The sequence below is a fragment of the Acinetobacter sp. Tr-809 genome, from assembly GCF_011753255.1.
Taxonomy (GTDB): Bacteria; Pseudomonadota; Gammaproteobacteria; order Pseudomonadales; family Moraxellaceae; genus Acinetobacter.
Genome location: NZ_VWVZ01000001.1, coordinates 634,117 through 659,624 on the forward strand (window position 1 = coordinate 634,117; position 25,508 = coordinate 659,624).

A 25,508-nucleotide genomic window follows, 5' to 3' on the forward strand; every position below is an offset into this window, starting at 1 on the left:
CATCGTTATGTAAAAACGCCTTTACAAATCGTATATAAACTGTGATCAAGTTAATATAAAACACCATTACGCCTTACAATTTCCGCTCAAAGAATTTATAAGGTGTTTTGGGTTTGGATTATTTAAAGTATATGCGTAGCGAGTTAAGCCATTACCCATGGCTAGAAACAGCGGTTGCATTAACAATTTTGATTTTGTTTGCAGTGCTTGCAAACTTTATTGCGAAAAGAATTATTGTTCGTGGTATTCGCCATTTAATTACAAAATTTAAATCCCCAAATCAATCAATTTTCGCACAGCATAGTGTGACACGGCGTTTTGCAAATATCGTTCCTGCAATTGTGATCATGAATGGTATTAGTACGATTCCACATTTACCAGAGAAATTCATTAGCTTTGTACAAATGGGTGCTCAGGCATTCATATTCCTGACGCTTGCACTCACTGTGAGCGAAGCACTGAATATTTTTAACTTAATCTATCAGCGCAACCCCAAATCAAGAAACAAGCCAATTAAAGGCTATTTACAGCTTGTTAAACTGATCTTATTTGTCGTCTGCGGCTTGATGATTCTAGGTACTTTTCTGAAAAAAGATGTGTTTACTTTACTTGCAGGCTTCGGTGCTATGGCTGCAGTATTGATGTTGGTATTCCAAAACACGATTCTTTCTTTAGTTGCCAGTGTGCAAATTGCTTCTTATGACATGGTTCGTATTGGTGATTGGATCGAAATGCCCTCGTTAAATGCGGATGGCGATGTCATTGATATGTCATTACATACCGTGACTGTACAGAATTTTGATAAGACTTTTACCACAATCCCAACCAACAAGCTGGTCACTGATACCTTTAGAAACTGGCGTGGTATGAGCCAATCTGGCTGCCGTCGCATTAAACGTTCCCTGTTCCTCGATCAAAGCAGTGTTCACTTCATGAGTGATGAAGAACAGCAAAAGTTAAAAGACTTCTTGCTATTAGATCAATACCTCGATGCTAAAAAATCAGAAATTGAAGAGTTCAATAATCACTTGAGTAACCAGTCTCAATATAATCAACGTCGTTTAACCAATCTTGGGACATTCCGGGCTTATGTTGAGTTCTATTTACGTCAGCATCAAGGAATTGCCCAAAACCAAACAATCTTGGTACGTCAAATGCAACCCACTAGCGAAGGCTTACCTTTAGAGATCTATGCCTTTACCAATACCATTGCGTGGGCTTCATATGAGGCTATTCAATCTGATATTTTCGATCATTTGATTGCCATTATTCCTGAATTCGGCTTAAGAATTTATCAGGCGCCATCAGGTCATGATTTTCAAGCACTCACTGCTGAACAAACCAATAAAGCCTAATCTAAACAATTAAAAAAAGCACCAGATGGTGCTTTTTTTAATGATTAATCTCGAAGTACTTCCGACACCCTTGCATCCACTCCGCTGATACAGATGCCTCATTTGGATTCTCTGTATTCGCCAATTCACAATCTGCAACATTGTTCAATTCATTATCTATGGGGAAAGAATAGCCATAGTAACCATCACTATTTTTTTTATAGCCCCCTGTCTGCCTGTAGTCCCAATATAGGTAGCCCACTAAGGCCAATACCAGTCCTAATAAAGTAAGGAATAGCCCTTTTAAGTTCATTATTCGTTCTACTGAATGTTTTATACATTATAAACAATTTTATTAAACATTTAAGGAAAGATTAAATATCTATAACGAGTAAAACCAATAACTGAAGCTTGTTATATCAGTACAATCACAGAGTAAACATCTTCGGGTACGAAATAAAAAGCCCCAATAAAATCAGGGCTTTTTACAGTCTTGAAAACTCAGTCCCACTCTAGCTGAAACTGGATATTGGTATTGGTAAAATTAGGATTTAGAAAAACTCGATAACCTGCTGTCTTCAACTCATCTACAACGATATCCGCATCTTCACTACTCACTTCGTGTTTTGAGAATTGTTGTAGCGCATCTCGATCACCATCACTGGCTCTTAATTTAATCGTACTGGAAATCTTTGAGAGAATTTTATCTACAGTTAACTTTTTAACATTTGCATTTGAAATTGCAGTCGCTCGTGAAGCAGGTAACAAAATTTCTTCGTTCACCGTATTCCGCCTGTGATATCAGAATAAGAAAAAATTATAATATGTTCTATTTCCAGTTTTTCAAGTCCATACACCTAACTAAACGACAGATTTTGGCGCACAGCCACAAGAATGAGTATTTCATGCTCTAAATAAGTAATCGCAAGCGTTTCTGCTGACTTATGCTACCGACTTCTCGTTAATGGTTTCATTTCAACCTTCTTCTGAGGTGGAATAATAATTTGAACACGTTTGTTAGATGTACCTTGAGCTTCAATATCACCTATTGTCAAATTATATCTCAAGGTGTCACCTGAGATACTTGAACCATCCAAGATCATCGATGCATTGCCTTTTAATACGATCTCTGTTGCTGTGGTGGTGTACTCGACACGATTGGCTTTACCATAGGCCATGCCTTTTGCTTCGCTTACTTTCTGCTGAAACTTGACTGGACTTCCTGTAAGCGTAAGTTGATAAGGCTGCCCATTTCGTAATGTTCCGATCGCTTTCGCAGCTTGAATATCGATCGTACCTTGTTTGATTTGGATATTAGAAGCAGTAAAAGTACTCTGGTTTGGGCTATAGTGCGTATTTTCAGCTTCTATATAAATGGATTGTTGGAAGTCAGATTCCATTGCGAAAACTGGTGTACTGCACATCAAAATCGAGATAATCGGAAAACATTTCTTTATCATAATGTTATTTTAAGTCGGTAAATTTAGAAGCAGAGAATATTAACATATTTATCAAATCTGCTTAGAAAAGATGAGATTAATTCTTATTTTCTATAATCATAAACAAGAAATTTCTGAAAATATCACTCATTAGAGAATAAGAGAGGAAAATCCTCTCTCTACAAGTCTTTACTTACATGTGATATCAAGCTTTTCTGCATAATAATCAGTGGATACTTTAAGATCTGATATCAATTTTTCTTGTGTATAGTCTTTGGGTGCAAGTTTTAGCAGAGCAGGAATATATTTTGATTCGTATAGCTTTGGATAGTCTTTACATAAAACACGCGTCTGCACGTCTTTAGGTGTATCAGGGTTATCTAAAATATCCATATATTCGGAAATTTTGTTATCTACGACTTCAAAGCTCTCTTGCGCCTGCTCATTTTTCACTTCAGGCTGCTTATTACAACCAACAAATAAAATTGAGATGAGGCTTAGGAATAGAATTTTGGTTTTCATAAAAATACTGTGCGCCAAAGTTGATCAAAGTCCACAAAGGTGGATTGCTCTCTTAATCTACCATCAAAGATCAGCACCATAGATATCTTTTGTGCCTGTTAGGTAAGAAAATTTAGCGATGTATGAGCAAGCTAAAATACTATAAGTACAAGACTAGTACTCATTGTCGATAATTTCCTAAAAACTACATCAATGATAAAAATTGAAGTGGTTTGTTTTAATTGCAAACCACTTCACATCTAGATATTACTTATAGATAAATCTCTGGTGGGTATGGTGTATTATCGTTCACTGGTGCATATAGTGTATTTTCTACAAAGAACCCATTCGGTGCCTTACCTATATCAATCGTCACAGAATCTTGCATGACTTGAGGATAGGCCCAAATAAGCTGCTTCATCAGCCCTAATGAGTTATTATTCTGCATATCCCCAAAAACACGCTGCCAAATTGGTGTTCGATAAGATTTTGTTTTATCAAATCCATACAGATGTGCAATCGAAGAATCAGGAACAAATCCGGCTAAATAAGCCACTTTATCCGCAGGATAGTTCAGATCTTGGCTTGGAATTTCAGCAACAGCTTGATGGGCTAAATCTAAGCGTGCTTCCAAAATCCAATCATAAGCTTCTGTCATAATGTAATCAAAATTTGGATATGTGTAGTGCTCGCTAGGAAAATTAATATCCGTTGCTAAAGTTTCAATTGGAGTCCGAATGGTTGGAAAGAAAATTAATGGACACACTTTTGCATTTGGATATTTAGTTTTAACCACAGTTCGAATATCTCGACAAGTTTGTCCCAACTTGTTTCTTAACCATGCTTTAAACTGATCATACGGCGTCCCCGTTTTATGCATTGCGTCATAGATCGTCCCCAAGTCTGGTGCATACAAACCAGTATCTGCGTTAAACGCGAGTTTAGTCGGATAATCATAAACACAAGGTAAGTCTGTGCCTTGGTTATACCACCACCAAGGTTCACCAATTTGCATATTCACGGGACACCCACCGACCACCATCGTATCGGCAAACTCAATAAATGCTTTGTGCAGATAAGCCAAGGCATTCTGATCACATGGGCTAAAGAAATAACTCGGAGGTTCATAACCTGTACGACCTAAATTACTATTCCAGTCTCGTTGCGCCCAAAACTCATTTGCGCCTAATGAGTACATTTCAAAACTGACACCAAATACAGGCTGCATACCAGCACTCTGTAATGCCTGAGAAAAGCGCTCATGCCATTTACGTGTACAAGGATTCACGACAGCTTGATTGGTCAATAGAGTATCTGGAATTTGCCATTTGTTGATATCACTTTTCCATGACAGCTCAGGATATTTAGACATCCCACAATAATGATTAATCAAGCCGTGATAGCCCAATGCCTGCATATTATCGACCAAGCGCTGTGGATTGAGATCATAATGATCGTCATAACTGGTACACATACCATAATTATGCTGTGGCACAGACACACGCTTCAACGTAAGTTTGGCATTTGGACCCGTTGTCACTGAGTTAGTAACACGGATATAACCATCTTCAGCCTGTGCCAATGGTTGTGTCGAATTTCCATTATAACTTGAGCTAAATCCAGAGAATGAAATTCGCTGAATATTTGTAACAGGAATAGTATCAGTTGCCGAGAAGCCCGCTTTAACAGTATTCCAATTAATATGAATATGCGCTGAGCGTGAAGCAGGTTGGCTGGCATAATTGAATAAAACAATATACGCAACTTGATCTACACCATTGGCTTTATATTGAACTGTGAGTGTTGGTGTTAAGGTTGGATTGTTTAACACGGGCATCGATGGAGATAATTCAATGTCAAAATCCCAGACCACACCGGTGTAATCATATTTGGTTTCATATGCGAGGAGCTTATGATCTTTTGCATCGTAAGAATCCCAAATAACTCCAGCTAAATCTGATGTCGTTCGTGAACGAAACGACGCTTCAAAACCATTTGCGTAATTGGTAATCGCAAAAGACATCGTCTGTGGACCATCAATACGCCAGTATTTCGGGCTAAACCGATCAATAATCGAAGTACCAACGTTCAAAGCGGGAGATGTTTTTAAATTTTTTTGTTTATATTCAAAATTATGTGTCATTTGAAAATGCTCTAATTAATCATTGAGCTTTTATCTTAATCGATCGTCAATTTTTAACTGTTTGCATGGGTAAGTATTGATCAAAACATCATCAATTTTAACGACTTTATGTAACCCCGTATCTTAGACATAAAAAAGGCTTATCTATCAATAAGCCTTTATAATCAATAGTAATTATTCACTTAAAAATTATAGCGGATACCTGCTTTGTATGTAATTCCGTCCATATCTAAGATATCTGATGCAGTACCATCACAAAAATAGCCACTACAAACATCATCAAAGTTCTCTATATATAGCCATTTATAGCCCAGTCCAACATAACCAGCGACATTTGATTGAATATAATGACCAAGCTCAAACTCAATCGGTAATGTGACATAACGTAGCTTAACATCATGATTATCAGCTTTGAGCCATGCATAGCCTGCACCTATACTTGCATTTGCATAGGTATTGTCATAGTTGTAGAACTTGTATCCCCCTTTCACACTAATTTCCGTACTTTTCCAATCCGCATTCTTCTGATAGTTCAGACCAAATGTTGAATTCAACGTATCTAAAGCAGTAAAGGTAATCCCCGTTCCAATTCCATTTAATTTTTCGTGACCATCAATCTCATCTGACTTTAATCTTGAACCATAATATTCTGCAAATATAGACCTCTCGATCCCACTACTTGTTTCACTTCGATAAGATTGTTCGATTGGCTGGACAGTACGTTGTCCTAACGCTTGAGGCGTACCATAATTGACTTGTAACGGTTCATCTGCCCATCCATTTACTGTCATTAAGCATGCTGCTAATCCAATCACCCCAACAACTATTTTTTTCATCCTCACACCTATTTTTATTTGAATTTAAGCGCTTAGATAATAATTTATTTTTTATTTAAATACCTGAAATAAAAACTTAAACCCGATATTTGGTCAATTCATCAATCGGGTTTATGAAGTTTTTATACAATAGTACTTATTACTGCTATTTAAAATTTTTTTGCTCTGCTATTTCTTATCAATATCTTGATACAAACAGCGAGAGATCCAACTGATAAAAGCAGTTTTATTCTGAAATGAAGGTGTATTGAACAAATTAATATCTAATTCAAAATGATCAAAATTCAGTAGCTTATATATTCCACCGCCTAAAGGAACTAAATTTGTGTATGGATATTTTATTACTTTTAAAGCATTCACTAAAAACAGCGCTTTGATTTGCATCTCACTATTTTTATGATTTTGATAGTTTTGCGAATGTATGAATAAGTCATATTCTCGATCTAAGCGTTGAATCATCTGTGAAATAACCACATTAATCTCCTTGTACATTAGAAATATTTTTATAGCACAGAAAAACAGAAAGCCCATCTATTGATGAGCTTTTATACCAATAAAACTGTAATTTTTAGTGAATACTCAACTCTTCATCTTTAGCAATGATCACAGAAGTGAGCATCGGCACACCAAGGATAATCGGAACCACAATAATCCACAAATCTGTCGTTAACTTACTCGAAAAGAAGAAATGAATAATGATGGCAGCCAATGCCAATACCCCCAATAGGACACCCATGAATCGTATTGCAAATTTAACAAGCATTTTTGAGCCTATGTAATTCTAGTACTTGTATACAGTATACGCCTACTTTCTAAGCTACAGTATTTTCATTTTCTATTGCACTATAAAACCAAGTTATATATTTCTAAAATCAAAAAAAGCCCAACATGAAGTGGGCTTTCCTATAATACAAAAATTATTTCGCTTCGTTTACACCAACGATAAACTGGCTACAATTTGAACCTTCCGATGCATTTGCTAACTGTTTTTCAGAGAAATTGAATTTAGAAGCAACAGATTGATAGTCTTTCTTAAGGCTTTGACCTGTCAGTACGCCTAACTGTTTAACCTGTTCTGGAGTTAACAGCTCATTCTCTACCGCTTGGTTCATCATTACACACGCTGTTGTCATTGCATCATAACGAGCTGCTGTTTTTGAATAGCCCAAAGAACCAATTAAACCACCGACAACTAAACCAATAACCGTAGACAAAATAATATGCTTTTTATTCATTAATAAACCTTTACAACAAAAATAAAAATAAGTGCATAAATATATTGTATTTTTTAATAAAAACAATGCGCCTTCTGTTCTCGTCTTGGAGTACTTTGCAATATTTTGGCTACAGAATGTAATTTTTGGGCCATTTCGCTCATCCATCTAGAACAAATGATTAAAGAAACGTTGCTAAATGCTTCATTTAATATCCATCCGCATCTTCAAGCATAAATTTATACCGACTTAAATGCATAGAAATCATCCTATCGAATCATTTCTTATAATAAAGGTCAATTGGTCTCTACAACTAAAATCTCTAGCAGAAGTCGACATGTTCTGAAATAAACAACTATTAAATTAAATGCTTAAATTTACTGGAATTTTACTCTTTGTTTATTCAAATCTTTTGCAGCTACTGTTCATACATAGCAATGTCTAATTGTTAACCACATCACATATTTTAAAGCTGTTTTTTTTAATTTACTCTAGCGATCTGAGAGAGCCTTTTACTCTCTTGACGGTTCATATTTTAAGGATATCTATGGATTTCATACTTAATCCAACATATACGCTCATGCTAGCGGTGTTGGTCCTCTATGTAGGACGCATTTTAAATAAGCACATCCCCTTTTTAACCAAATACAATATCCCAGAACCCGTCGCAGGCGGTTTGGTCGGTGCAATTATTTTCTATTTAATTCATCAATTTGCGGGTTATACCATCTCTGTTAATAAGCCAATGCAAGATACTTTCATGCTCATGTTCTTCGCATCGATTGGCTTGAGTGCTAATTTTGCCAAACTTAAGGAAGGTGGCAAGCCCTTAATTATCTTCTTAATTGCGATTTCTTTCTTTGTCATTATTCAAAATGGCGTCGGCATGACAATTGCCTCTCTCGTGGGTCTTGATCCATTAATGGGTGTTGTCGCAGGTTCTATTGCCTTAGTCGGTGGATTAGGTACTGCAGGTGCTTGGGGCCCAATTTTTGAGACTAAATATGCGGTTGAAGGTGCATTACCAATGGGAATTGCAAGTGCAACCTTTGGTATGGTTGTAGGTGGTCTAATGGGCGGTCCATTAGCGCGTTATCTTATTCGTAAGCATAATCTGGCGTCGCCTTTAAACGCTGAAATACGCGAAGAAAATAAGGATGCTCCACTTACTGATAGCGAGTACACATTTGAAGCACCACAAAAAGTTCGTTTGATCACAGCGGATAATGCCATTGTCACTTTAGGTATGTTTGCCTTTGCTTTGGCTTTTGCTGAAACCATGAAAAACCTGACGATTGGTACTGCAATTGAATTGCCTACCTTTGTATGGGCATTGGGTGGCGGTATTCTTTTGCGTAATGTCTTAGAAACAGGCTTGAAGCAAGAAATCTTTGATCGTTCGATAGACGTATTTGGTAATACTGCGCTCGCATTATTCTTGGCCATGGCTCTGGTTTCATTGAAATTATGGCAGTTGGCAGATCTTGCGATTCCAATGATCATCTTATTGATTGCTCAGTCTATCGCGATGTGGGTCTTTGCAGTTTATATCTCATTCCGTGTGATGGGGAAAAACTACGATTCAGCAGTACTGGCCTCTGGCCTGTGTGGTTTTGGTATGGGAGCAACACCAAATGCGATTGCGAATATGCAAGCCATTACCAATATGTATGGTCCATCTCACAAAGCCTTTTTAATTGTTCCACTTGTCGGTGCATTCTTTATTGACCTTGTCAACGTTGTTGTCATTCAAAGTATTTTACAAATCTTTGGCTAATCACCAAGCCATAGAAATGGCTGCTTGATTGGGTCTATTTAAGCCATATCTCCAATAGATATGGCTTTTTTATGTCTGTTTTTTAAAACATTATTAAGCAAAAAACTTCATATTTTATCCTTAAAATCGATTAAAACCTTATTTTTGTCCTATATGCACATGGTGAACAATTTTACTCAATGCTAAAAATTACTTATTCAAATTGATTCGTAATTTAATATTGGGTGACAGGTATGATCACAGAGAATCATCAGCTTAAAGCTAGAAAAGTACATTTTGATTTTTCAGAGTCTTCCGTTTGTTGGATGCCAAACGATCCTTTATGCTCTCACATTGCCAATGGCATCAATATGTTGTTACCCGCTGGTGAATTTTGGTTCTGCCGTGTTTTTAATAAGGCAGTACCCTACGTTACTGATGAAAATCTAAAACAAGAAGTGATTGGATTTGTTCGCCAAGAAGCGGCGCATGCGCGTGCACATGAAAAAGCACAAGATTTCTTGAGAGAAAATGGCTATGACATCCAAGACCCGTTAAATCGAGCTCACTTTATTTTTAATATTCTTCTAGGAGACAAGCCTTTAGGTATTCCTTATCTAAAAGGTGAAAAGCTAGATGAGTACTGGTTGTTATTCCGCGTTGGTGTGATCGCCGCGATTGAGCACTTCACTGGAACAATTGGTCAGTGGACACTTGATAGTAAATCATGGGATACAGCAGACCCTGCAATGACCGATTTGTTTCGTTGGCATCTAGCCGAAGAAGTTGAACATCGCTGTGTCGCATATGACCTTTTTGAACATTTACTCACCAACAAGTTCGGCTTTTATATCTCTAGGCAAGTGATCATGATGGGCGTGTTCCCACTGTTCATCTTCTTCCTCGCAGATTTTGCACGCAGCCTTGGTCAACAAGATTTAGAACATCAAGATATTCAAAAACTAATGCGCCGTGGATTCTTTAGCTTTATCCGCGAATTTGAAAAAACAGCAACCCAAACTGACAATCTGCCAACCATTAAATATTTATGGAAAGCAACATTACGTTGGACATCTCCAAAATTTAACCCAGTCCATGAAGGAGATACTGCACAGGCGTTGGCTTATATGGCCCGCTCACCAGCAGTACAGTATTTTGAGCAAATGACACAAAACTCAGGCAAGGCGCCTGTAGCAAGTTAAATTCTTTACAATTTCCGTCTGATCAATATCGTACTTTTAGACATTACACCCTTAACTTATTTAAGGGTGTTTTCCGTCAAGAATCAAATTAAACATAAACCAAATAAGTAATGAATAACAGTTACTTAACAAGGAAACCTCGTTTGTTTTAACTCATTTTTAAGTGCTGCATAATTTTTCTGTGCTTCATTTTGAGTAAAATTAAATTCATTTTTTTCCATGACACTGACAGCTGCATCTTGCATATAGCCCTGATACTCTAAATAATGCTCAATAATCAATTTATGTAGATTCACTTTACTCTTTTCAACCAAACATTCTTTTTGTTTTGCTTCTAACTGCTCGTTTTTCGACTTTACTTTTCCTCTTAATCCATATTCAAATTGAATTTGCTCATCTATAGATTTGAAATAAACATCAGATAAATTAATGTAATCATCTTTAAAAGATTTAGCATTCGTGACACAAGATATACTGAATAAAAACATAAGTATAACTATGGATATTATTTTCATCACCGTTTCTATATATATTAATTTTCATCCATTATACCACAATAAAGATCAAAAAATCGCCTTAAAACAGGCTTATATGATTTTAGAAAAACGAAATTAAATATTAAAAATAACTAAATAAAATAATTAGAATGTATTTTTTAAAATAATAAAATTTGTTTTAAGATAAACTTTTCAATCAAAAATTGATATCAATATTCTCTACAATTGCTGAAGCTACATCCACTACACCATTTCCCATTTCCCATTTCAATAACAATTTCAACTAAATCTATAGAATTGACATCAATTGAATGTGCAGCAGAATTCTGTGGCTGTTGGTCTTCATTTTCTGATTGTGCTAGTTCATCCATTTTATTTTCTTGGTGATTCATTTCTACCTCTATTATTGATCATTGCATTTAACAACGAGCACCCTACTATAAAAATAATTATTGAGCATGATTAAAATAATTTCACTAGTTTTATAAACCCAAGACTTACTATTGCCATCGTCTATTCATCTAATAGCTCTTCTTCGCTTAAAATAGAAGTTTAATCATTTGCTACTTTTCATTTCTTATCATTTATTTTCTTTTGCCATCTTCTGTCAGGTTTTCTGATATCCTACCAAGGTAAGCTGAATCGTATTGTATAACGAGAGGAAAAGCGGCATGCTGCAATGGTTTGAAAAATTAGTTGATCCCTATCCTACGAAAGACTTAAACAAACCATTACCAACTACTTTCTTTGCTTTCGTTTGGCAATCAACCAAAGGTATCCGCCCTTATCTATTTATTTTGATTGCGTGTACCGCAGCTGCGGCCAGTTTTGAAGCACTATTTTTTTCTTATATTGGAAAATTGGTCGATTGGCTGGCGCAAAGCCAACCCAGCACATTCCTAGAAAACAACCAACAGAACCTCACCATCCTAATTAGCATCCTTTTTGCAAATATCTTCTTTGTCAGTCTGCAATCTGTGGTCAAACATCAAGTTTTGTTTAGTAATTTCCCAATGCGCATGCGTTGGCGCTTCCATAACTTGTTATTACAACAAAGCCTAGACTTTTTCCATACTGACTTCGCAGGTCGCCTTTCAGCCAAAGTGATGCAAACAGCTTTGGCTGTACGCGAATTCTGGATGATTTTGGGCGATATGCTGGTATATGTACTGATCTACTTCATTACTATTAGTGTGGTATTAGGCTCTATTTCTCCTGTACTTATAATTCCGTTAATGTTGTGGTTGGTTTTTTTCATTGTGATCGCCAGCTATTTTATCCCCCGTTTAGGTAAAATTTCCAAAAAACAAGCGGATTCACGTGCTGTTATGACAGGACGTATCACTGACGCTTATACCAATATCCAAACTGTAAAACTTTTTGCGCATGCAGGCCGTGAAAGCCAATATGCCAAAGAATCCATGCAAGAGTTTATGGTTACGGTTTATAGGCAAATGCGTTTAGGGGTTAAATACGAAATCAGCATTCGGTTACTCAGTGCATTTCTATACATTGGAGTCATTGGCACTTCAGTTTGGTTATGGACGCAAGGGCAAGCAGCGATTGGGGTAATTGCAGCCACTACAGCAATGGTACTGAAGCTAGACAGTATGGCTGAGTTTTTAATGTGGCATGTCACCATGTTGTTTGAAAATGTCGGTACCATTCAGGATGGTATGACAACTCTAGGTAAACAGATCCAGATTCAAGACAAGAAAGATGCGACTGAATTAAAAGTTCAGCGTGGTGAAATCCGATTTGAAGACGTTAGCTTTGCTTATAACCAAAAAAATGTCATTGAGCATTTTAATCTGACCATCAAACCTGGTGAAAAAATTGGCGTAGTCGGGCGTTCTGGTGCTGGTAAATCAACGCTGATCCAATTACTACTACATTTTTACAATATCAACCAAGGTCGTATTTTGATTGATGGTCAAAATATTCATGATGTTACTCAAGACAGCTTACGCGCCAATATTGCATTAGTCACGCAAGATACTTCGTTACTACACCGTACTGTAGCTGAAAATATTAAATACGGTCGTCCAAATGCGACTGAAGCTGAAGTCGAGCTCGCGGTGAAAAAAGCCAGAGCAGAAGAGTTCATTCCACAACTGACAGATCAAAAAGGTCGTGTTGGATTTGATGCCTACGTTGGTGAACGTGGTGTGAAGCTTTCTGGTGGACAGCGTCAACGTATTGCGATATCGCGTGTTTTCCTCAAAGATGCACCGATTCTCATCCTCGATGAAGCAACCAGTGCGCTTGATTCAGAAGTCGAAGCAGCGATTCAAAGTAGTTTAAATGACTTGATGGTTGGTAAAACAGTCATTGCAATTGCGCACCGTTTATCTACTATTGCTCAAATGGATCGCCTTATTGTCCTTGATCAAGGTCGAATTGCTGAACAAGGAACACATGAGGAATTGATTGCTAATGATGGCTTGTATGCACAATTATGGAAACGCCAAACAGGTGGTTTTTTAGTTGAACAGCGAGTGACTCAGGACACAGAATAATGTTGTATTTAGAAGACTTAAATATTGGTGATCGTTTTAGCAGCCGCGAATATGAAATGACACTTGAAGAAGTGAAACAATTTGCAGGTCAATACGATCCTCAGCCGTTTCATTTAGATGAACAGGCAGCAGCAGAACATCCTATCTTTCAAGGATTAGCCGCGAGCGGTTGGCATACTTCTGCGGTGACCATGCGTTTATGGACGGAATGTTTTCCCGTTGCAGGTGGTCTGTTAGGCACTGAATCAAGCTTACGTTGGCCTCGCCCAACCCGTGTTGGCGATAAAATTCATGTAGAAATTGAAATTACTGCAATTGTGCCATCTAAAACTAAAAATGATCGTGGTATCGTCAGCTACGTAACACAAGCTTTGAACCAATATGGTGATGTGCTATTAATATCAACAACCAAAATTATGGTCTTTAGAAAACCAACTTGATTCTTGAATATTCGGTGACTGTTTTGTCCAACAATTTTTATGATTGATTATTTTTTTTCATGTAAAGATGTTTAAGACTTAAATGTTTAAAAGATATTGGCAAAATTGATGAGCGCCACGGAAAGCACATGAAAACAACCTCAACTCGTCAAGATCAAGGAATACCAGGCGTCTATGGCTTATTGCTGTTAGATGTCGTTTCTCGCTGGGGATATAGCGATGAAACATTGTTTGCACCGTTTCACTTAACCAGCGAACAACTGGCTGATCCGAACTATCGAATTCCAACACCGATTGCGAATGAATTGGTGAAACACTCTTTGCGCCTTACAGGTGAAAGTACACTGGGCTTTCATCTAGGTACGCAGATGCGTATTTCCATTCATGGCTTTATTGGCTATGCCATTATGACGGCACATGACATTACCGATGCTATTGCACTGGCAAGCCGTTTCATTCAGTTACGCCTTCCCTTTTTACAGCTCTATTTCTCAACCTTTGGTCCTAAAGCAACTTTACAATTACAATGTGATATTGAAGTTGAGCCATTGCGTACTGAAATCATTTTAGGCTTAACCATTGGTATTATGACCATGGCCAAAGCCTTAACCGGAATTGATGACCTTAGCGGTGAGGTTGATCTGGACTTTGCTGAACCTGCTGGCTTTGAAAAATATAAAGATCGATTAACCAGTACGGTACGTTTTAATCAACCCCATCTGATTTCGAGCTTCGATAAAAAATATCTCGGCTTAAAAATGGTCAATGCTGATCCCATTGCCAGCCAAATTGCCATTAACCAATGTGAAACTGAACTTTCTGCACTGGGCGAGCGTCGTCGTTTAGCAATGCGTGTGCGTGATATTTTAACCAATTCAGAGCAGCATTATCTGAGCATTGAAAGCGTGGCTGAGCGTTTACATATGTCGGATCGCACCTTGAAACGCCAACTTGCTGCGGAAGGTACATCCTTCTCAACGCTCGTGGATGAAGTGCGTTACCGTCATGCAACCTCTTTGCTGTCTCGAACCGATTATAGTTTGGAACAAATTGCAGATGAACTCGGTTATTCCGATGTCGCGAATTTCAGTCGAGCCTTTAAGCGTTGGAGTGGTCGTAGCCCAAGTAACTGGCGTAAAGACCCTTATTTATAAGTTCACGAAAGCTTTTGTTTTTATTGAAAAGCATGTATAAACCAAATAAAAATGATACGACAGATTGTTAAGGAGTTGTCATGAATCATCCAGCAGAATTGAAATATGCACGTACGCATGAGTGGGTAAGAATTGAGGGCGACCTCGTTGTTACAGGGATTACTGACCATGCACAAGATGAGTTGGGTGATTTAGTCTATGTGGAAACGCCTGAAGTGGGTAGCCATGTCACCGCAACTGAACAAGCCGGCATTGTTGAATCTGTGAAAACGGCCTCTGATATTCACGCACCTGTTTCTGGAACCGTGGTTGAAGTGAATACTGACCTTGAAGATGATCCTGACTTTGTCAATGACGAGCCTTATGGTAAGGGTTGGATCTATAAGATTAAGCCAGACAATATGGCTGATGTTGAAAAATTGCTTTCGAATAGCGAATACGAATCAGGTTTATAATTTTTATAAATCAGACCGATCTATTTGGATTGGTCTATTGAAAAACCGAGTTAGGCCTTAACTCGGTTTTTTATTTCCGAAAACATTGATTATTTAACTAAAAGCCAAGCATCCTGCCAGTTCGAGCCTGTAGCAGGTACATATTGATGCGCTTGAATGGTACACCAACCACTATTAGGAAAAGGTTTGCACTGATAAATATGTCCATCGCTACCTAATACCTTGGTCCCTGCTTTATAAGTAGCAATACTCTTCGGATAAATAAAATCATAAGAACCACCGCCACTGATCGGGGCACGCTCAATTTGGATTTCGACACGTTGGATACCACTATTTAAACTACTATAAACATCATTTTTCCCACTTACAGGCACAATCTCACCATTTGCATTTTTAACGCCTGCGCGTAAGGCACTGTGTTCTCGATTGATGACTTCTGCCAATAAGCGTGGCCAAACATTTCGATTGCCATTGGCAGTACTGGTAATCCGTAATTCTGTTCTTAAATTTGGATTTTCACCATTGGTATCAAAAACTCGTGTGGATACACGATCATTTACCGATAGGTCATCAAGTGGATTAATATCACCAATATCGTTCCAGCTTTGAACTGGTTTCGGTGGCTGCGGATCGACTGGTGTTGTTGGACTACCTGAACCGACATTTACATCAATGACATTATAAAAGGCATTACTGGTATCGCCGATATCCCAAACCGCAAGAATGACATGATAACCACTTCGGTCAGCAGGTACATTACATCGATGTGTTTCCACACCGGCAGGTTTTTGGTACTTACCATCTACAGTACAAAAAGGATTTAGATCAAAAGAACTACGTGCTAAAGGTGCTGAAGAGTTCCACCCTTGTTTAGTGATGAAATAACGCCAGCCTTGAGTGACATGCTGTGCGGTAAATTGCCAAGTAAAGTCATTTGCACCTGTGGGCAAATTTGTTTTTACCCATCGTGTCGGTGATTGGGCATTCAATTCTGAAAATTGACTCAAATTTGCATTGGCAATCTGTCCATCTGGTGGTCCAGACTGCGGAAAACCTTTCGGAGCTTCTAAACTTTGCGGCTCCCACACAATGCTGCCACATTGAGTATTCTTATTTAACTTACAGGCATAAGCTCGAGATTCTGGTTTAAGCACATAACCATGAGCAAAAACCAATGAAGGTACTACGGGTAGTACCAATATTCCCATCGAGATTAAACTACGTTTAATAAAGTGATGCATCATCATTATTCTACCTTCGTTATTTCACTTATTTATTGTTGTTAAGCATTGGTGTTCTTAAGACACCTCTTAGACCATAGGTGAGCCGCTTAGACAAGACAACCACCTACTCTGTAATGATCTGTAATATGCCAGTTGACTTGATCACAGGAATAAACAGTTGTGTTGACCCGATCAAATTATTTCACAAATCCAGTATTTTTCAGTGCAATCAAAAAAGCCCAATTCGATTTGAACTGGGCTTTTTTCACAACTTAATTTTCAGGTTCTAAGCAACATAATCGACTTGAATGCCATCAACTTCAGATACCAGATTCTCAAAAGAGAAAATTTCATCCAGTTGAGTTTGAGTTAGTAGACCACGCTCTAGAACCACCTCTTGAATGGTTTTATTCTCAGCAATACATTGTTTACCGATTTCATCGCACAGTGCATGACCTAATAATGGATCAAGCAGCGTAATAATACCCACACTACGCATCACTGCATCATGGCAGGCTTGTTCATTTGCCTTGATACCACGCACACACTTCTCATCCAAGCTTTGAATTGCATGTGTAAGCAGCTCGATGGATTCATTCAATGAAATCGCAATCACAGGTTCCATCACATTGAGTTGTAATTGCCCTGCTTCCGCTGCAAAAGTAATAGTGAGATCATTTCCAATTACTTTAAATGCAATTTGATTCACCACTTCAGGAATCACAGGATTTACTTTTGCAGGCATGATCGAAGAACCAGCCTGTAATTCAGGTAACTGAATTTCGCCTAAACCTGTACGCGGTCCAGAACTAAGTAAACGTAAATCATTACTGATCTTTGAAAGCTTACATGCTAGACGCTTCAAAGCACTCGATAAAATAATGAATACACCGCAGTCACTGGTTGCTTCAACATAATCTTCTGCACCCACCAGATTCAAACCTGTAATGTCTTTTAAACAGGAAACTGCTTTGATGGCATAACCCTTTGGTGTATTTACACCTGTGCCAATTGCAGTCGCACCCAAATTCACTTCAAGCAATAATTCACGAGTCCGTTTGATTAAACGTACATCTTCTTTTAATAAGGTCGCAAAAGCACGGAACTCTTGCCCCAATGTCATTGGAACCGCATCTTGCAATTGGGTACGCCCCATCTTTAACACATAGCGGAATTCAATTGCTTTATTTTCAAATGACGTAATTAACTTGTCCATTTGTATGAATAAGGCATCTAAAGAACAATAAGTTGATAGACGAAGCGCTGTTGGATATACGTCATTGGTAGACTGTGATTTATTGACATGATCATTTGGATGAATCACATCATATTGACCCTTTTGATGACCTAATGATTCAAGCGCAATATTGGCAATCACTTCATTCGTATTCATATTAATTGATGTACCTGCCCCACCTTGATAAATATCAATTGGGAAGGAATCTTGCCATTTTTCTGTGTCAGTGATTAAAGCATCACAGGCATGCTGAATTGCTAAACTTTGAGTTTCAGTAAGTTTGCCAAAGCTTAAATTCGCTTGAGCCGAAGCTTTTTTTACTTGCGCCAATGCGCGAATAAAGTAGCCATTTTGTCCAACTTGTTGCGAAGAGATTTTAAAATTTTCAATTGCGCGTAGTGTATGAATTCCATAATAACTATCGGCTGGAATTTCTTTCGCGCCGAGCAAATCATGCTCTATTCTTATCGTTGCCGTTTGAACCGTTTCCACTTTCCATTTCTCTCAGACAATGCACCCTAATGGTGCAATGAAATAATATGAGAGATTCCACGCAATTTTTCATTAGCAAAAGCGCTTAACATTATATTTTTTTATATTCAAATTTCTCTGAATTGTTGCTGTTGTAACATTATATGTCAAAACTTCTGCCTAGTTTTTAACTGATTTAATTTAATCTACATCTGTACATTTTATAAATTGTAACTTTTGCATACATTTTGAGTTTTTTTTGCACACCGACCACTCATATTTTGATGAAAAAAAATCCTATTTTTTGAATTAAAAAATTAAGATTCATATACTTATTTTAAATTACATAAAATATACAAATTAAATACACAAACATAACAGTATTTTAAAAATCATTTGTGCTTGAATCTGTGACCTTATCAATCCCAAGAATAGTAAATCATTTTTTTAGCTATTCAGGTGTGATTGCAAATTATGGATATGTAAGGACAGGCATCCATTATGAATTTTTCTAATCCCACAGTTGTTGTATTCGTGGTCTATATCCTGGCCATGCTTGGCATCGGTTTATACGCCTATTTTTCTACCAAAAACCTTGACGATTATATTCTTGGAGGCCGAAGTCTAGGCAGTTTTGTGACCGCATTATCTGCGGGTGCATCAGACATGAGTGGTTGGTTACTCATGGGTTTACCTGGCGCAATTTACTTAACTGGCTTATCTGAATCGTGGATTGCCATCGGTTTGATTATCGGTGCATGGCTAAACTGGTATTTGGTTGCTGGACGCTTACGTGTACATACCGAAGTCCAAAACAATGCCCTTACCTTGCCTGATTATTTTACTGGTCGCTTTGATGATCAGAAGAAAATCCTACGCGTCACATCTGCATTGATTATTCTTGTATTCTTTGCGATTTATTGTGCTTCTGGCATGGTCGCTGGTGCACGATTATTCGAAACATTGTTCCACTTGCCATATAGCACAGCCTTATGGTTAGGTGCATTTGCAACCATTGGTTATGTGTGTATTGGTGGTTTCCTTGCAATCAGCTGGACTGATACTTTCCAAGCAGGCTTAATGATTTTTGCATTATTACTCCTTCCAATCGTGACCTACATGTCTCTAGGCATTGGGATGGAAGAGTTTACTGCAGTTGTTGAAAGTGTACGTCCGCATGCATTTGATTTTGCGACAAACTTAAGCGTTGTTGCGATTCTTTCTGCTGCAGCTTGGGGTCTAGGCTATTTTGGTCAACCGCATATCCTTGTGCGCTTCATGGCTGCGGACTCGGTAAAATCAATTCCAGCAGCTCGCCGTATCGGTATGACATGGATGATTCTATGTCTTGCTGGCGCAGTTGGTTCAGGCTTTATCGGTATTGCTTATTTCCAAATGCATCCTGAATTTGCAGCAGCAGTTACAGCTAACCCTGAAACCGTATTTATGGAACTCACCAAAATCTTATTCAACCCTTGGGTTGTTGGTGTGATCCTTGCTGCAATTCTCTCTGCAATCATGAGTACGTTAAGCTGTCAGCTTCTGGTATGTTCTAGTGCTTTGACAGAAGACTTGTACAAAGGCTTTATCCGTAAAAATGCATCTCAAAAAGAGTTGGTTTGGATTGGTCGTGGAATGGTAATTGCAGTTGCAATGCTTGCGCTTGCACTTGCACAAAACCCGGACAGTAAGGTTCTTGGCCTAGTTGCTTATGCTTGGGCTGGTTTTGGTGCAGCATTTGGTCCATTGATTATTCTTTCATTGTTCTGGAAACGTATGACCTTGAACGGTGCATTGGCAGGTATGGTTGTTGGTGCTGTGACGGTAATCCTATGGAAAAACTTCTTCGGTTACACAGGCATCTATGAAATTATTCCAGGCTTCGTTTTTGCCTTGATCAGTATCGTTGTAGTGAGCTTACTTGGTAAAGCACCAAATGCAGCGGTAACAAGTCGCTTCGAACAAGCTGATGAAATTTATGCGCGTGAAATGAAATAATTCTGATAGAAATTTAAGGGGCTTTCGAGCCCCTTTTCTTTTGCTTAAAATTTTGATTTTGATTTAATTTTTATTTTAGAGCTGTCTTTCACCACCTGCATGACTGGGTAGCTTCGTGTTTCCTTCACACCAGGCAACTGCCATAAGATCTGCCCTGCAATCCGACGAAATTCCTCCATGCCTGCACTCCGCAGTTTGATCAAGAAATCAAATCCACCACTGACCATATGGCATTCCACAATCTCAGGATATTGAGTCACTGCATCAATAAAATCATCCAATACATGTGGTGTGGTCTTATCAAGCAACACTTCCACGAACACTAAAAAGTTCGCATTAAGCTTATTTGGATTGAGTTTTGCCTCATATCCCAAGATAAATTCATCCTTGGTCAGCTTCTGCACGCGCGCCATTACCGCAGTCGGTGATAAGTTCACTAATTCTGCTAATTTACTATTAGAAATTCTCCCATCTGCTTGAAGAATATCCAGAATTTTCAGATCAGTACGATCTAACGCATAAATAGGGCCATTCAACTGAATTTTCCTCTAAAAAATAAGTAAATTATAGTGAGTTACTCGGGATTCATTCTGTAATCATAAATTATCTAAACCTCTCTACTCAATATGTTCTAGAGATTGTTATTGGAATTTAGTATGAATACATTGGATACTCCCGCACAAATGGAAACAGCTCACATCGACGGTTATATTACCGAATTTAAAGAAAAAAGTGAGTTTGAGCAACGCATTAATACAGCTTGGCGACGTGCTGAGCCTGAAGCAGTCGCTGTACTTGCTGAAGCAGCAGATATTTCCCCTGATCTTGACCACAAAATTTATGAACTTGCATTTAGCCTAGCGCATAATTTGCGTGAACGTAAAAGCTCGGCTGGTAAAGCAGGTATTGTTCAAGGTCTTCTACAAGAATTCTCACTTTCTTCACAGGAAGGTGTAGCGTTGATGTGTTTGGCAGAAGCTTTGCTTCGTATTCCAGATACAGCAACTCGTGATTTATTGATTCGTGACAAAATCAACCAAGGTAACTGGAAAGATCACGTCGGTCAAAGTAACTTGATGTTCGTAAATGCTGCTGCATGGGGTTTAATGTTAACTGGTAAGTTAATGGAAACACCAAAGCAAACCAGCTTATCAAGCGTACTAACAGGTCTTTTAGCACGTAGTGGTCGCGGTATTATCCGTAAAGCCGTTGACGTTGCAATGCGTATGATGGGTGAGCAATTCGTTACGGGTGAGACAATCCAAGAAGCACTTGAGCATGCAAAACCATTTGAACACAAAGGTTTCCGCTATTCATACGACATGTTAGGTGAAGCAGCGCTAACTGAACATGATGCAGATCGTTATTACAACGACTACACCCAAGCAATTCATGCCATTGGTAAAGCATCAAATGGTCGCGGTGTTTATGATGGCCCTGGTATTTCAATCAAGCTATCTGCTTTGCACCCACGTTACCAACGTGCGCAAATCGACCGCGTTCATCACGAACTTTATAACAAAGTTTTCGAACTTGCTTGCTTGGCAAAACAATATGACATCGGCTTAAACATCGATGCTGAAGAATCTGAGCGTTTAGAAATTTCACTCGAGTTACTTGAGCGTTTATGCTTCGAGCCAAAACTTGCAGATTGGAAAGGTATTGGCTTCGTAATTCAAGCCTACCAGAAGCGTTGCTTCTACGTTGTTGATTATATCGTTGATCTTGCAAAACGCAGCAACAAACGCCTGATGATCCGTTTGGTGAAAGGTGCATATTGGGACAGCGAAATCAAAAAAGCACAAATTGATGGTATGACTGACTACCCTGTGTTTACCCGTAAAGTTCACACTGACTTGTCATACATCGCTTGTGCGAAAAAACTTCTTGCTGCACCTGATCAAGTGTATCCACAGTTTGCAACACACAATGCGCAATCACTTGCAACGATCTATACCTTGGCCGATCCAAGCAAATATTACCCAGGTCAATACGAGTTCCAATGCTTACACGGTATGGGTGAGCCATTGTACGAACAAGTGGTTGGGTCTAAAGAAGATGGTAAGTTAGGTGTTCCATGTCGTGTTTATGCACCTGTTGGTAACCATGAAACTTTACTCGCTTACTTGGTACGTCGTTTACTTGAAAATGGTGCAAATACATCATTCGTAAACCGTATTGCTGATAAGACTTTAAAAGTTGAAGATTTGATTCAATCTCCGATCAAAGATATTCAAACTTCTGCGAAAGACGAAGGTCAGTTGGGATTAAAACATCCTGCAATTCCACTTCCGCATGATCTGTACCCATTACGCCCTAACTCAAATGGTTTTGATCTGAATAATGATCAACCTTTAACAGATTTAGATGCAACTGCACAGAAACTTCGTAGCCACGTTTGGAAAAGTGCACCATTGCTTGGTTTTGAATCGACAGTTCATGATGAAAGTAATGCACTTGCAATTACAAACCCTGCACAGAATAGTGAAGTTGTAGGCTATGTAAATGAAGCAACCAGTGCAGATGTACAGCTTGCACTTGAAGCAGCAGTACAAGCACAACAAAGCTGGGCTGCAACAGATAAAGTAGAACGTGCTGCTTGCTTAAAACGCGCTGCAGATTTGATGGAAGCTCGCATTCAAGAGTTGATGGTATTGCTTTGCCGTGAAAGTGGTAAAACCTATGCCAATGCGATTGCTGAAGTACGTGAAGCAGTAGATTTCTTGCGTTATTACGCAACTCAAATCGAAGCATTACCTGTAAATGCACAAGTAAAACCACTGGGTACCGTATTGTGTATTAGCCCATGGAACTTCCCTCTTGCGATTTTCTCTGGTCAGATTGCAGCTGCATTGGTCAGTGGTAACTGTGTTATTGCCAAACCTGCTGAACAAACACCATTGATTGCAGCACAAGCAGTTCAAATGCTTTGGGAAGCTGGCGTGCCACACGGCGTTGTTCAACTTCTTCCAGGTCGCGGTGAAACCGTTGGTGCGCAATTAAGCCAAGATGATCGTGTTCAAGGCATCATGTTCACAGGTTCGACTGAAGTTGCAAAAATTTTGCAAAAGACTGTCGCAAAACGCTTGTCTCCAAACGATCAACCAATTCCGTTAATCGCGGAAACCGGTGGTCAAAATGCGATGATCGTTGATTCATCTGCGTTGACTGAACAAGTGGTTCTCGATGTTGTCAGTTCTGCATTTGACAGTGCGGGTCAACGTTGTTCTGCACTTCGTATCTTATGTGTGCAAGAAGACAGCGCTGCAACAGTTATCAAAATGTTAAAAGGTGCAATGCAACAGTTGATCGTTGGCAACCCTGCGATCCTAAAAACTGACATTGGTCCTGTAATTGATACTGAAGCAAAACAAACCATCGATACGCATATTCAAAAGATGAAATCTAAGGGCTACCCTGTTCATCAATTGATGTTTAATGATTCGGTAAGCCAACAAGCGCTTGCACAAGGCACATTTGTTCCGCCAACAGCGATTGAATTACCAAACCTTGACGATCTAGAACGCGAAGTGTTTGGTCCGGTATTGCACATCATCACTTATAAATATGGTGAGCTTGAGCAATTGATCGACCGTATCAATGCTAAAGGCTATGGCTTAACCATGGGTCTCCATACACGTATTGATGAAACTATCAATACTGTGATCCAACGTGCTGAGGTGGGTAACTTATATATCAACCGCAACATCGTGGGTGCAGTTGTAGGCGTTCAACCATTTGGTGGTGAAGGTTTATCGGGTACTGGTCCTAAAGCTGGTGGTCCGCTTTATATGTACCGTTTGATGGAACATTGCTCAGAGAAAGTTTTAGCAACACCATTTGCGGTGAAAGCTGAAATCTCTAACTTTGATGCAGTCTCAAATGTTGCTTATCAAAGCTTATTGGCTTGGGCAAACCAAAACATGCCTCAAGCAATTCCAACGATTCCAGCATTTGGTGTAGGTAAGTTCTACGAGTTGCAAGGTCCTACTGGTGAAAGCAACCAATACATTATCTTGCCTCGTCATCGTGTACTTTCGATTGCGAATGATGAAGCAAGCCAGCTTCAACAATTACTTGCGATTTTCTCTGTCAGCAGTACTGCGGCTGTGTTGAAAGACAATGCATTCTTAGTAAAACACAAAGCGTCTTTACCAAAAGATGTCTTAGATGCAATCACTGTGATTTCAAGTGTTGAAAAAGATGCGTTTGATGCCGTGCTTCATCATGGTTCTGTTGAACAGTTGCAAGACTTGCAAACTAAAGTTGCGAATCGTTCAGGTGCGATTGTCGGGATTACCCAGTTACAAGCAAATGAACAAATTCCTTTAGAACGCCTAGTCATTGAACGAGCAATTAGCGTAAACACAGCAGCAGCAGGTGGTAATGCGAGTTTAATGACTTTATCTGAAGACTAATTTTCAGTCTCTTGCGGAACTTCAAACGTTCCTCATCCTAGCCCGAATCATGTTTACATGGTTCGGGTTTTTTATTATTTTAACGTTACCTTTAAAATAGCAATAATAAAATGAGACCATTTAGATGCATTTTTTCTCAGCTCCTGAATATCAACCCAACTGCGCTCAGCTTTTTGAGGATTATAAAAATAAAATCCAGCAGCTTATTCCTTTTGCAATTGTTGAACATATTGGTTCATCCGCCATTCCCAATACAATTTCAAAAGGTGATCTCGATATTTATATTGAAGTACCCACCCATCAATTTTTAGATTCAATTGAAAAATTACAACAGCTTAATTTTAAAGAAAAATTTGATACATTGCGTACCCACGAACTGTGTATGCTGGAATCTTTAGAACATGATGTAGCCTTACAAGTTGTGGTAACAGGTTCAGAATTTTGCAATTTCATCACCTTTCGGGATCTATTAAGAAACTCACCCAGCTTGACCCAACAATATAATCAGCTCAAACAAAGGTGTGTTGGCTTATCTCAAGACCAATATCGGAAAATTAAAGCAGATTTTATCCAATCTGTACTCTCTACAGATGCAGCATCTAAATAAGTGAATGTCATAATTTCCTGCACCTTAGCGTGCTTTTTTGATACCATTCCCATTTAGATTTCAC

General features: G+C 38.6%; 24 protein-coding genes. 10 read left to right on the top strand and 14 right to left on the bottom strand.

Going from position 1 to position 25,508, the window contains the following annotated elements; all coding sequences use genetic code 11:
- Window positions 1-113 precede the first annotated feature (113 nt).
- Window positions 114-1,355 (top strand): mechanosensitive ion channel family protein, encoded by a 1,242-nt coding sequence (locus F3J02_RS03195; RefSeq protein ID WP_167247575.1) that lies wholly within the window; start codon window positions 114-116, stop codon window positions 1,353-1,355.
- Between the two features lie 37 nt (window positions 1,356-1,392).
- Here the strand turns inward: F3J02_RS03195 and F3J02_RS18550 are convergent, their stop codons facing one another.
- From F3J02_RS18550 to F3J02_RS03235, 9 genes are all read right to left on the bottom strand, one after another.
- Window positions 1,393-1,647, bottom strand: coding sequence for a hypothetical protein (locus F3J02_RS18550; RefSeq protein WP_228284316.1), 255 nt, complete (start codon window positions 1,645-1,647; stop codon window positions 1,393-1,395).
- A gap of 188 nt (window positions 1,648-1,835) precedes the next feature.
- Window positions 1,836-2,117 carry a hypothetical protein gene (locus F3J02_RS03200; RefSeq protein WP_167247576.1) on the bottom strand — a complete coding sequence of 94 codons (282 nt, stop codon included), beginning with the start codon at window positions 2,115-2,117 and terminating at the stop codon, window positions 1,836-1,838.
- Window positions 2,118-2,281: 164 nt separating this feature from the next.
- Window positions 2,282-2,794 (bottom strand): lipopolysaccharide transport periplasmic protein LptA, encoded by a 513-nt coding sequence (lptA, locus tag F3J02_RS03205; protein ID WP_167247577.1) that lies wholly within the window; start codon window positions 2,792-2,794, stop codon window positions 2,282-2,284.
- Window positions 2,795-2,962: 168 nt separating this feature from the next.
- The gene (locus F3J02_RS03210) at window positions 2,963-3,295 is read right to left on the bottom strand and encodes a hypothetical protein (RefSeq protein WP_167247579.1); all 333 of its coding nucleotides are present in this window, start codon (window positions 3,293-3,295) and stop codon (window positions 2,963-2,965) included.
- Window positions 3,296-3,545: 250 nt separating this feature from the next.
- Window positions 3,546-5,417 (bottom strand): phage capsid protein, encoded by a 1,872-nt coding sequence (locus tag F3J02_RS03215; protein ID WP_216076263.1) that lies wholly within the window; start codon window positions 5,415-5,417, stop codon window positions 3,546-3,548.
- 182 nt (window positions 5,418-5,599) lie between these two features.
- Entirely contained in the window at window positions 5,600-6,253 is a 654-nt protein-coding gene (locus F3J02_RS03220; protein WP_167247581.1) for a hypothetical protein, read from the bottom strand.
- Window positions 6,254-6,421: 168 nt separating this feature from the next.
- Window positions 6,422-6,727, bottom strand: coding sequence for a hypothetical protein (locus F3J02_RS03225; RefSeq protein ID WP_167247583.1), 306 nt, complete (start codon window positions 6,725-6,727; stop codon window positions 6,422-6,424).
- Between the two features lie 94 nt (window positions 6,728-6,821).
- Window positions 6,822-7,016, bottom strand: coding sequence for a hypothetical protein (locus tag F3J02_RS03230; protein ID WP_167247584.1), 195 nt, complete (start codon window positions 7,014-7,016; stop codon window positions 6,822-6,824).
- Window positions 7,017-7,170: 154 nt separating this feature from the next.
- A complete protein-coding gene (locus F3J02_RS03235; protein WP_167247586.1) occupies window positions 7,171-7,488 on the bottom strand; it encodes a hypothetical protein in 318 nt (105 codons plus the stop codon).
- Between the two features lie 526 nt (window positions 7,489-8,014).
- On the opposite strand from F3J02_RS03235, the gene gltS reads away from it, so the two are divergent.
- Together gltS and F3J02_RS03245 are read left to right on the top strand one after the other, a co-directional pair.
- A complete protein-coding gene (gene gltS / locus F3J02_RS03240) occupies window positions 8,015-9,244 on the top strand; it encodes a sodium/glutamate symporter (RefSeq protein WP_167247588.1) in 1,230 nt (409 codons plus the stop codon).
- Window positions 9,245-9,477: 233 nt separating this feature from the next.
- Window positions 9,478-10,425 carry a metal-dependent hydrolase gene (locus F3J02_RS03245; RefSeq protein ID WP_167247590.1) on the top strand — a complete coding sequence of 316 codons (948 nt, stop codon included), beginning with the start codon at window positions 9,478-9,480 and terminating at the stop codon, window positions 10,423-10,425.
- A gap of 125 nt (window positions 10,426-10,550) precedes the next feature.
- Here the strand turns inward: F3J02_RS03245 and F3J02_RS03250 are convergent, their stop codons facing one another.
- Both F3J02_RS03250 and F3J02_RS03255 read right to left on the bottom strand, forming a co-directional pair.
- On the bottom strand, window positions 10,551-10,913 hold the full coding sequence (locus F3J02_RS03250; protein ID WP_167247862.1) for a hypothetical protein: 363 nt from the start codon (window positions 10,911-10,913) through the stop codon (window positions 10,551-10,553).
- A 218-nt stretch (window positions 10,914-11,131) separates the two neighbouring features.
- A complete protein-coding gene (locus tag F3J02_RS03255; RefSeq protein ID WP_228284317.1) occupies window positions 11,132-11,314 on the bottom strand; it encodes a hypothetical protein in 183 nt (60 codons plus the stop codon).
- Window positions 11,315-11,593: 279 nt separating this feature from the next.
- Here F3J02_RS03255 and F3J02_RS03260 point away from each other — a divergent pair, with 279 nt between their 5' ends.
- The 4 genes from F3J02_RS03260 to gcvH all read left to right on the top strand — a co-directional run bounded on the left by F3J02_RS03260 (window position 11,594) and on the right by gcvH (window position 15,490).
- A complete protein-coding gene (locus tag F3J02_RS03260) occupies window positions 11,594-13,441 on the top strand; it encodes an ABC transporter ATP-binding protein (RefSeq protein WP_167247592.1) in 1,848 nt (615 codons plus the stop codon).
- Window positions 13,441-13,881, top strand: coding sequence for a MaoC family dehydratase (locus tag F3J02_RS03265; protein ID WP_004807678.1), 441 nt, complete (start codon window positions 13,441-13,443; stop codon window positions 13,879-13,881). The genes F3J02_RS03260 and F3J02_RS03265 overlap by 1 nt, the downstream gene beginning before the upstream one ends.
- Window positions 13,882-14,009: 128 nt before the next feature.
- A complete protein-coding gene (locus F3J02_RS03270; RefSeq protein WP_167247594.1) occupies window positions 14,010-15,035 on the top strand; it encodes an AraC family transcriptional regulator in 1,026 nt (341 codons plus the stop codon).
- Window positions 15,036-15,115: 80 nt separating this feature from the next.
- A complete protein-coding gene (gcvH, locus tag F3J02_RS03275) occupies window positions 15,116-15,490 on the top strand; it encodes a glycine cleavage system protein GcvH (protein ID WP_005211933.1) in 375 nt (124 codons plus the stop codon).
- A gap of 89 nt (window positions 15,491-15,579) precedes the next feature.
- Here the strand turns inward: gcvH and F3J02_RS03280 are convergent, their stop codons facing one another.
- Window positions 15,580-16,737 carry a lytic polysaccharide monooxygenase gene (locus tag F3J02_RS03280; protein WP_167247596.1) on the bottom strand — a complete coding sequence of 386 codons (1,158 nt, stop codon included), beginning with the start codon at window positions 16,735-16,737 and terminating at the stop codon, window positions 15,580-15,582.
- Window positions 16,738-16,999: 262 nt separating this feature from the next.
- On the bottom strand, window positions 17,000-18,442 hold the full coding sequence (gene aspA / locus F3J02_RS03285; protein WP_167247598.1) for an aspartate ammonia-lyase: 1,443 nt from the start codon (window positions 18,440-18,442) through the stop codon (window positions 17,000-17,002).
- Between the two features lie 480 nt (window positions 18,443-18,922).
- Between aspA and putP the strand changes: the two genes are divergently transcribed.
- A complete protein-coding gene (gene putP, locus F3J02_RS03290) occupies window positions 18,923-20,419 on the top strand; it encodes a sodium/proline symporter PutP (RefSeq protein WP_167247599.1) in 1,497 nt (498 codons plus the stop codon).
- A 44-nt stretch (window positions 20,420-20,463) separates the two neighbouring features.
- Here the strand turns inward: putP and F3J02_RS03295 are convergent, their stop codons facing one another.
- Entirely contained in the window at window positions 20,464-20,955 is a 492-nt protein-coding gene (locus tag F3J02_RS03295) for an Lrp/AsnC ligand binding domain-containing protein (protein ID WP_167247601.1), read from the bottom strand.
- A gap of 120 nt (window positions 20,956-21,075) precedes the next feature.
- On the opposite strand from F3J02_RS03295, the gene putA reads away from it, so the two are divergent.
- Entirely contained in the window at window positions 21,076-24,837 is a 3,762-nt protein-coding gene (putA, locus tag F3J02_RS03300) for a trifunctional transcriptional regulator/proline dehydrogenase/L-glutamate gamma-semialdehyde dehydrogenase (RefSeq protein ID WP_167247603.1), read from the top strand.
- A gap of 124 nt (window positions 24,838-24,961) precedes the next feature.
- Complete coding sequence (locus F3J02_RS03305; protein WP_167247605.1) at window positions 24,962-25,444, top strand: GrpB family protein; 483 nt, start codon at window positions 24,962-24,964, stop codon at window positions 25,442-25,444.
- Window positions 25,445-25,508: the final 64 nt, after the last annotated feature.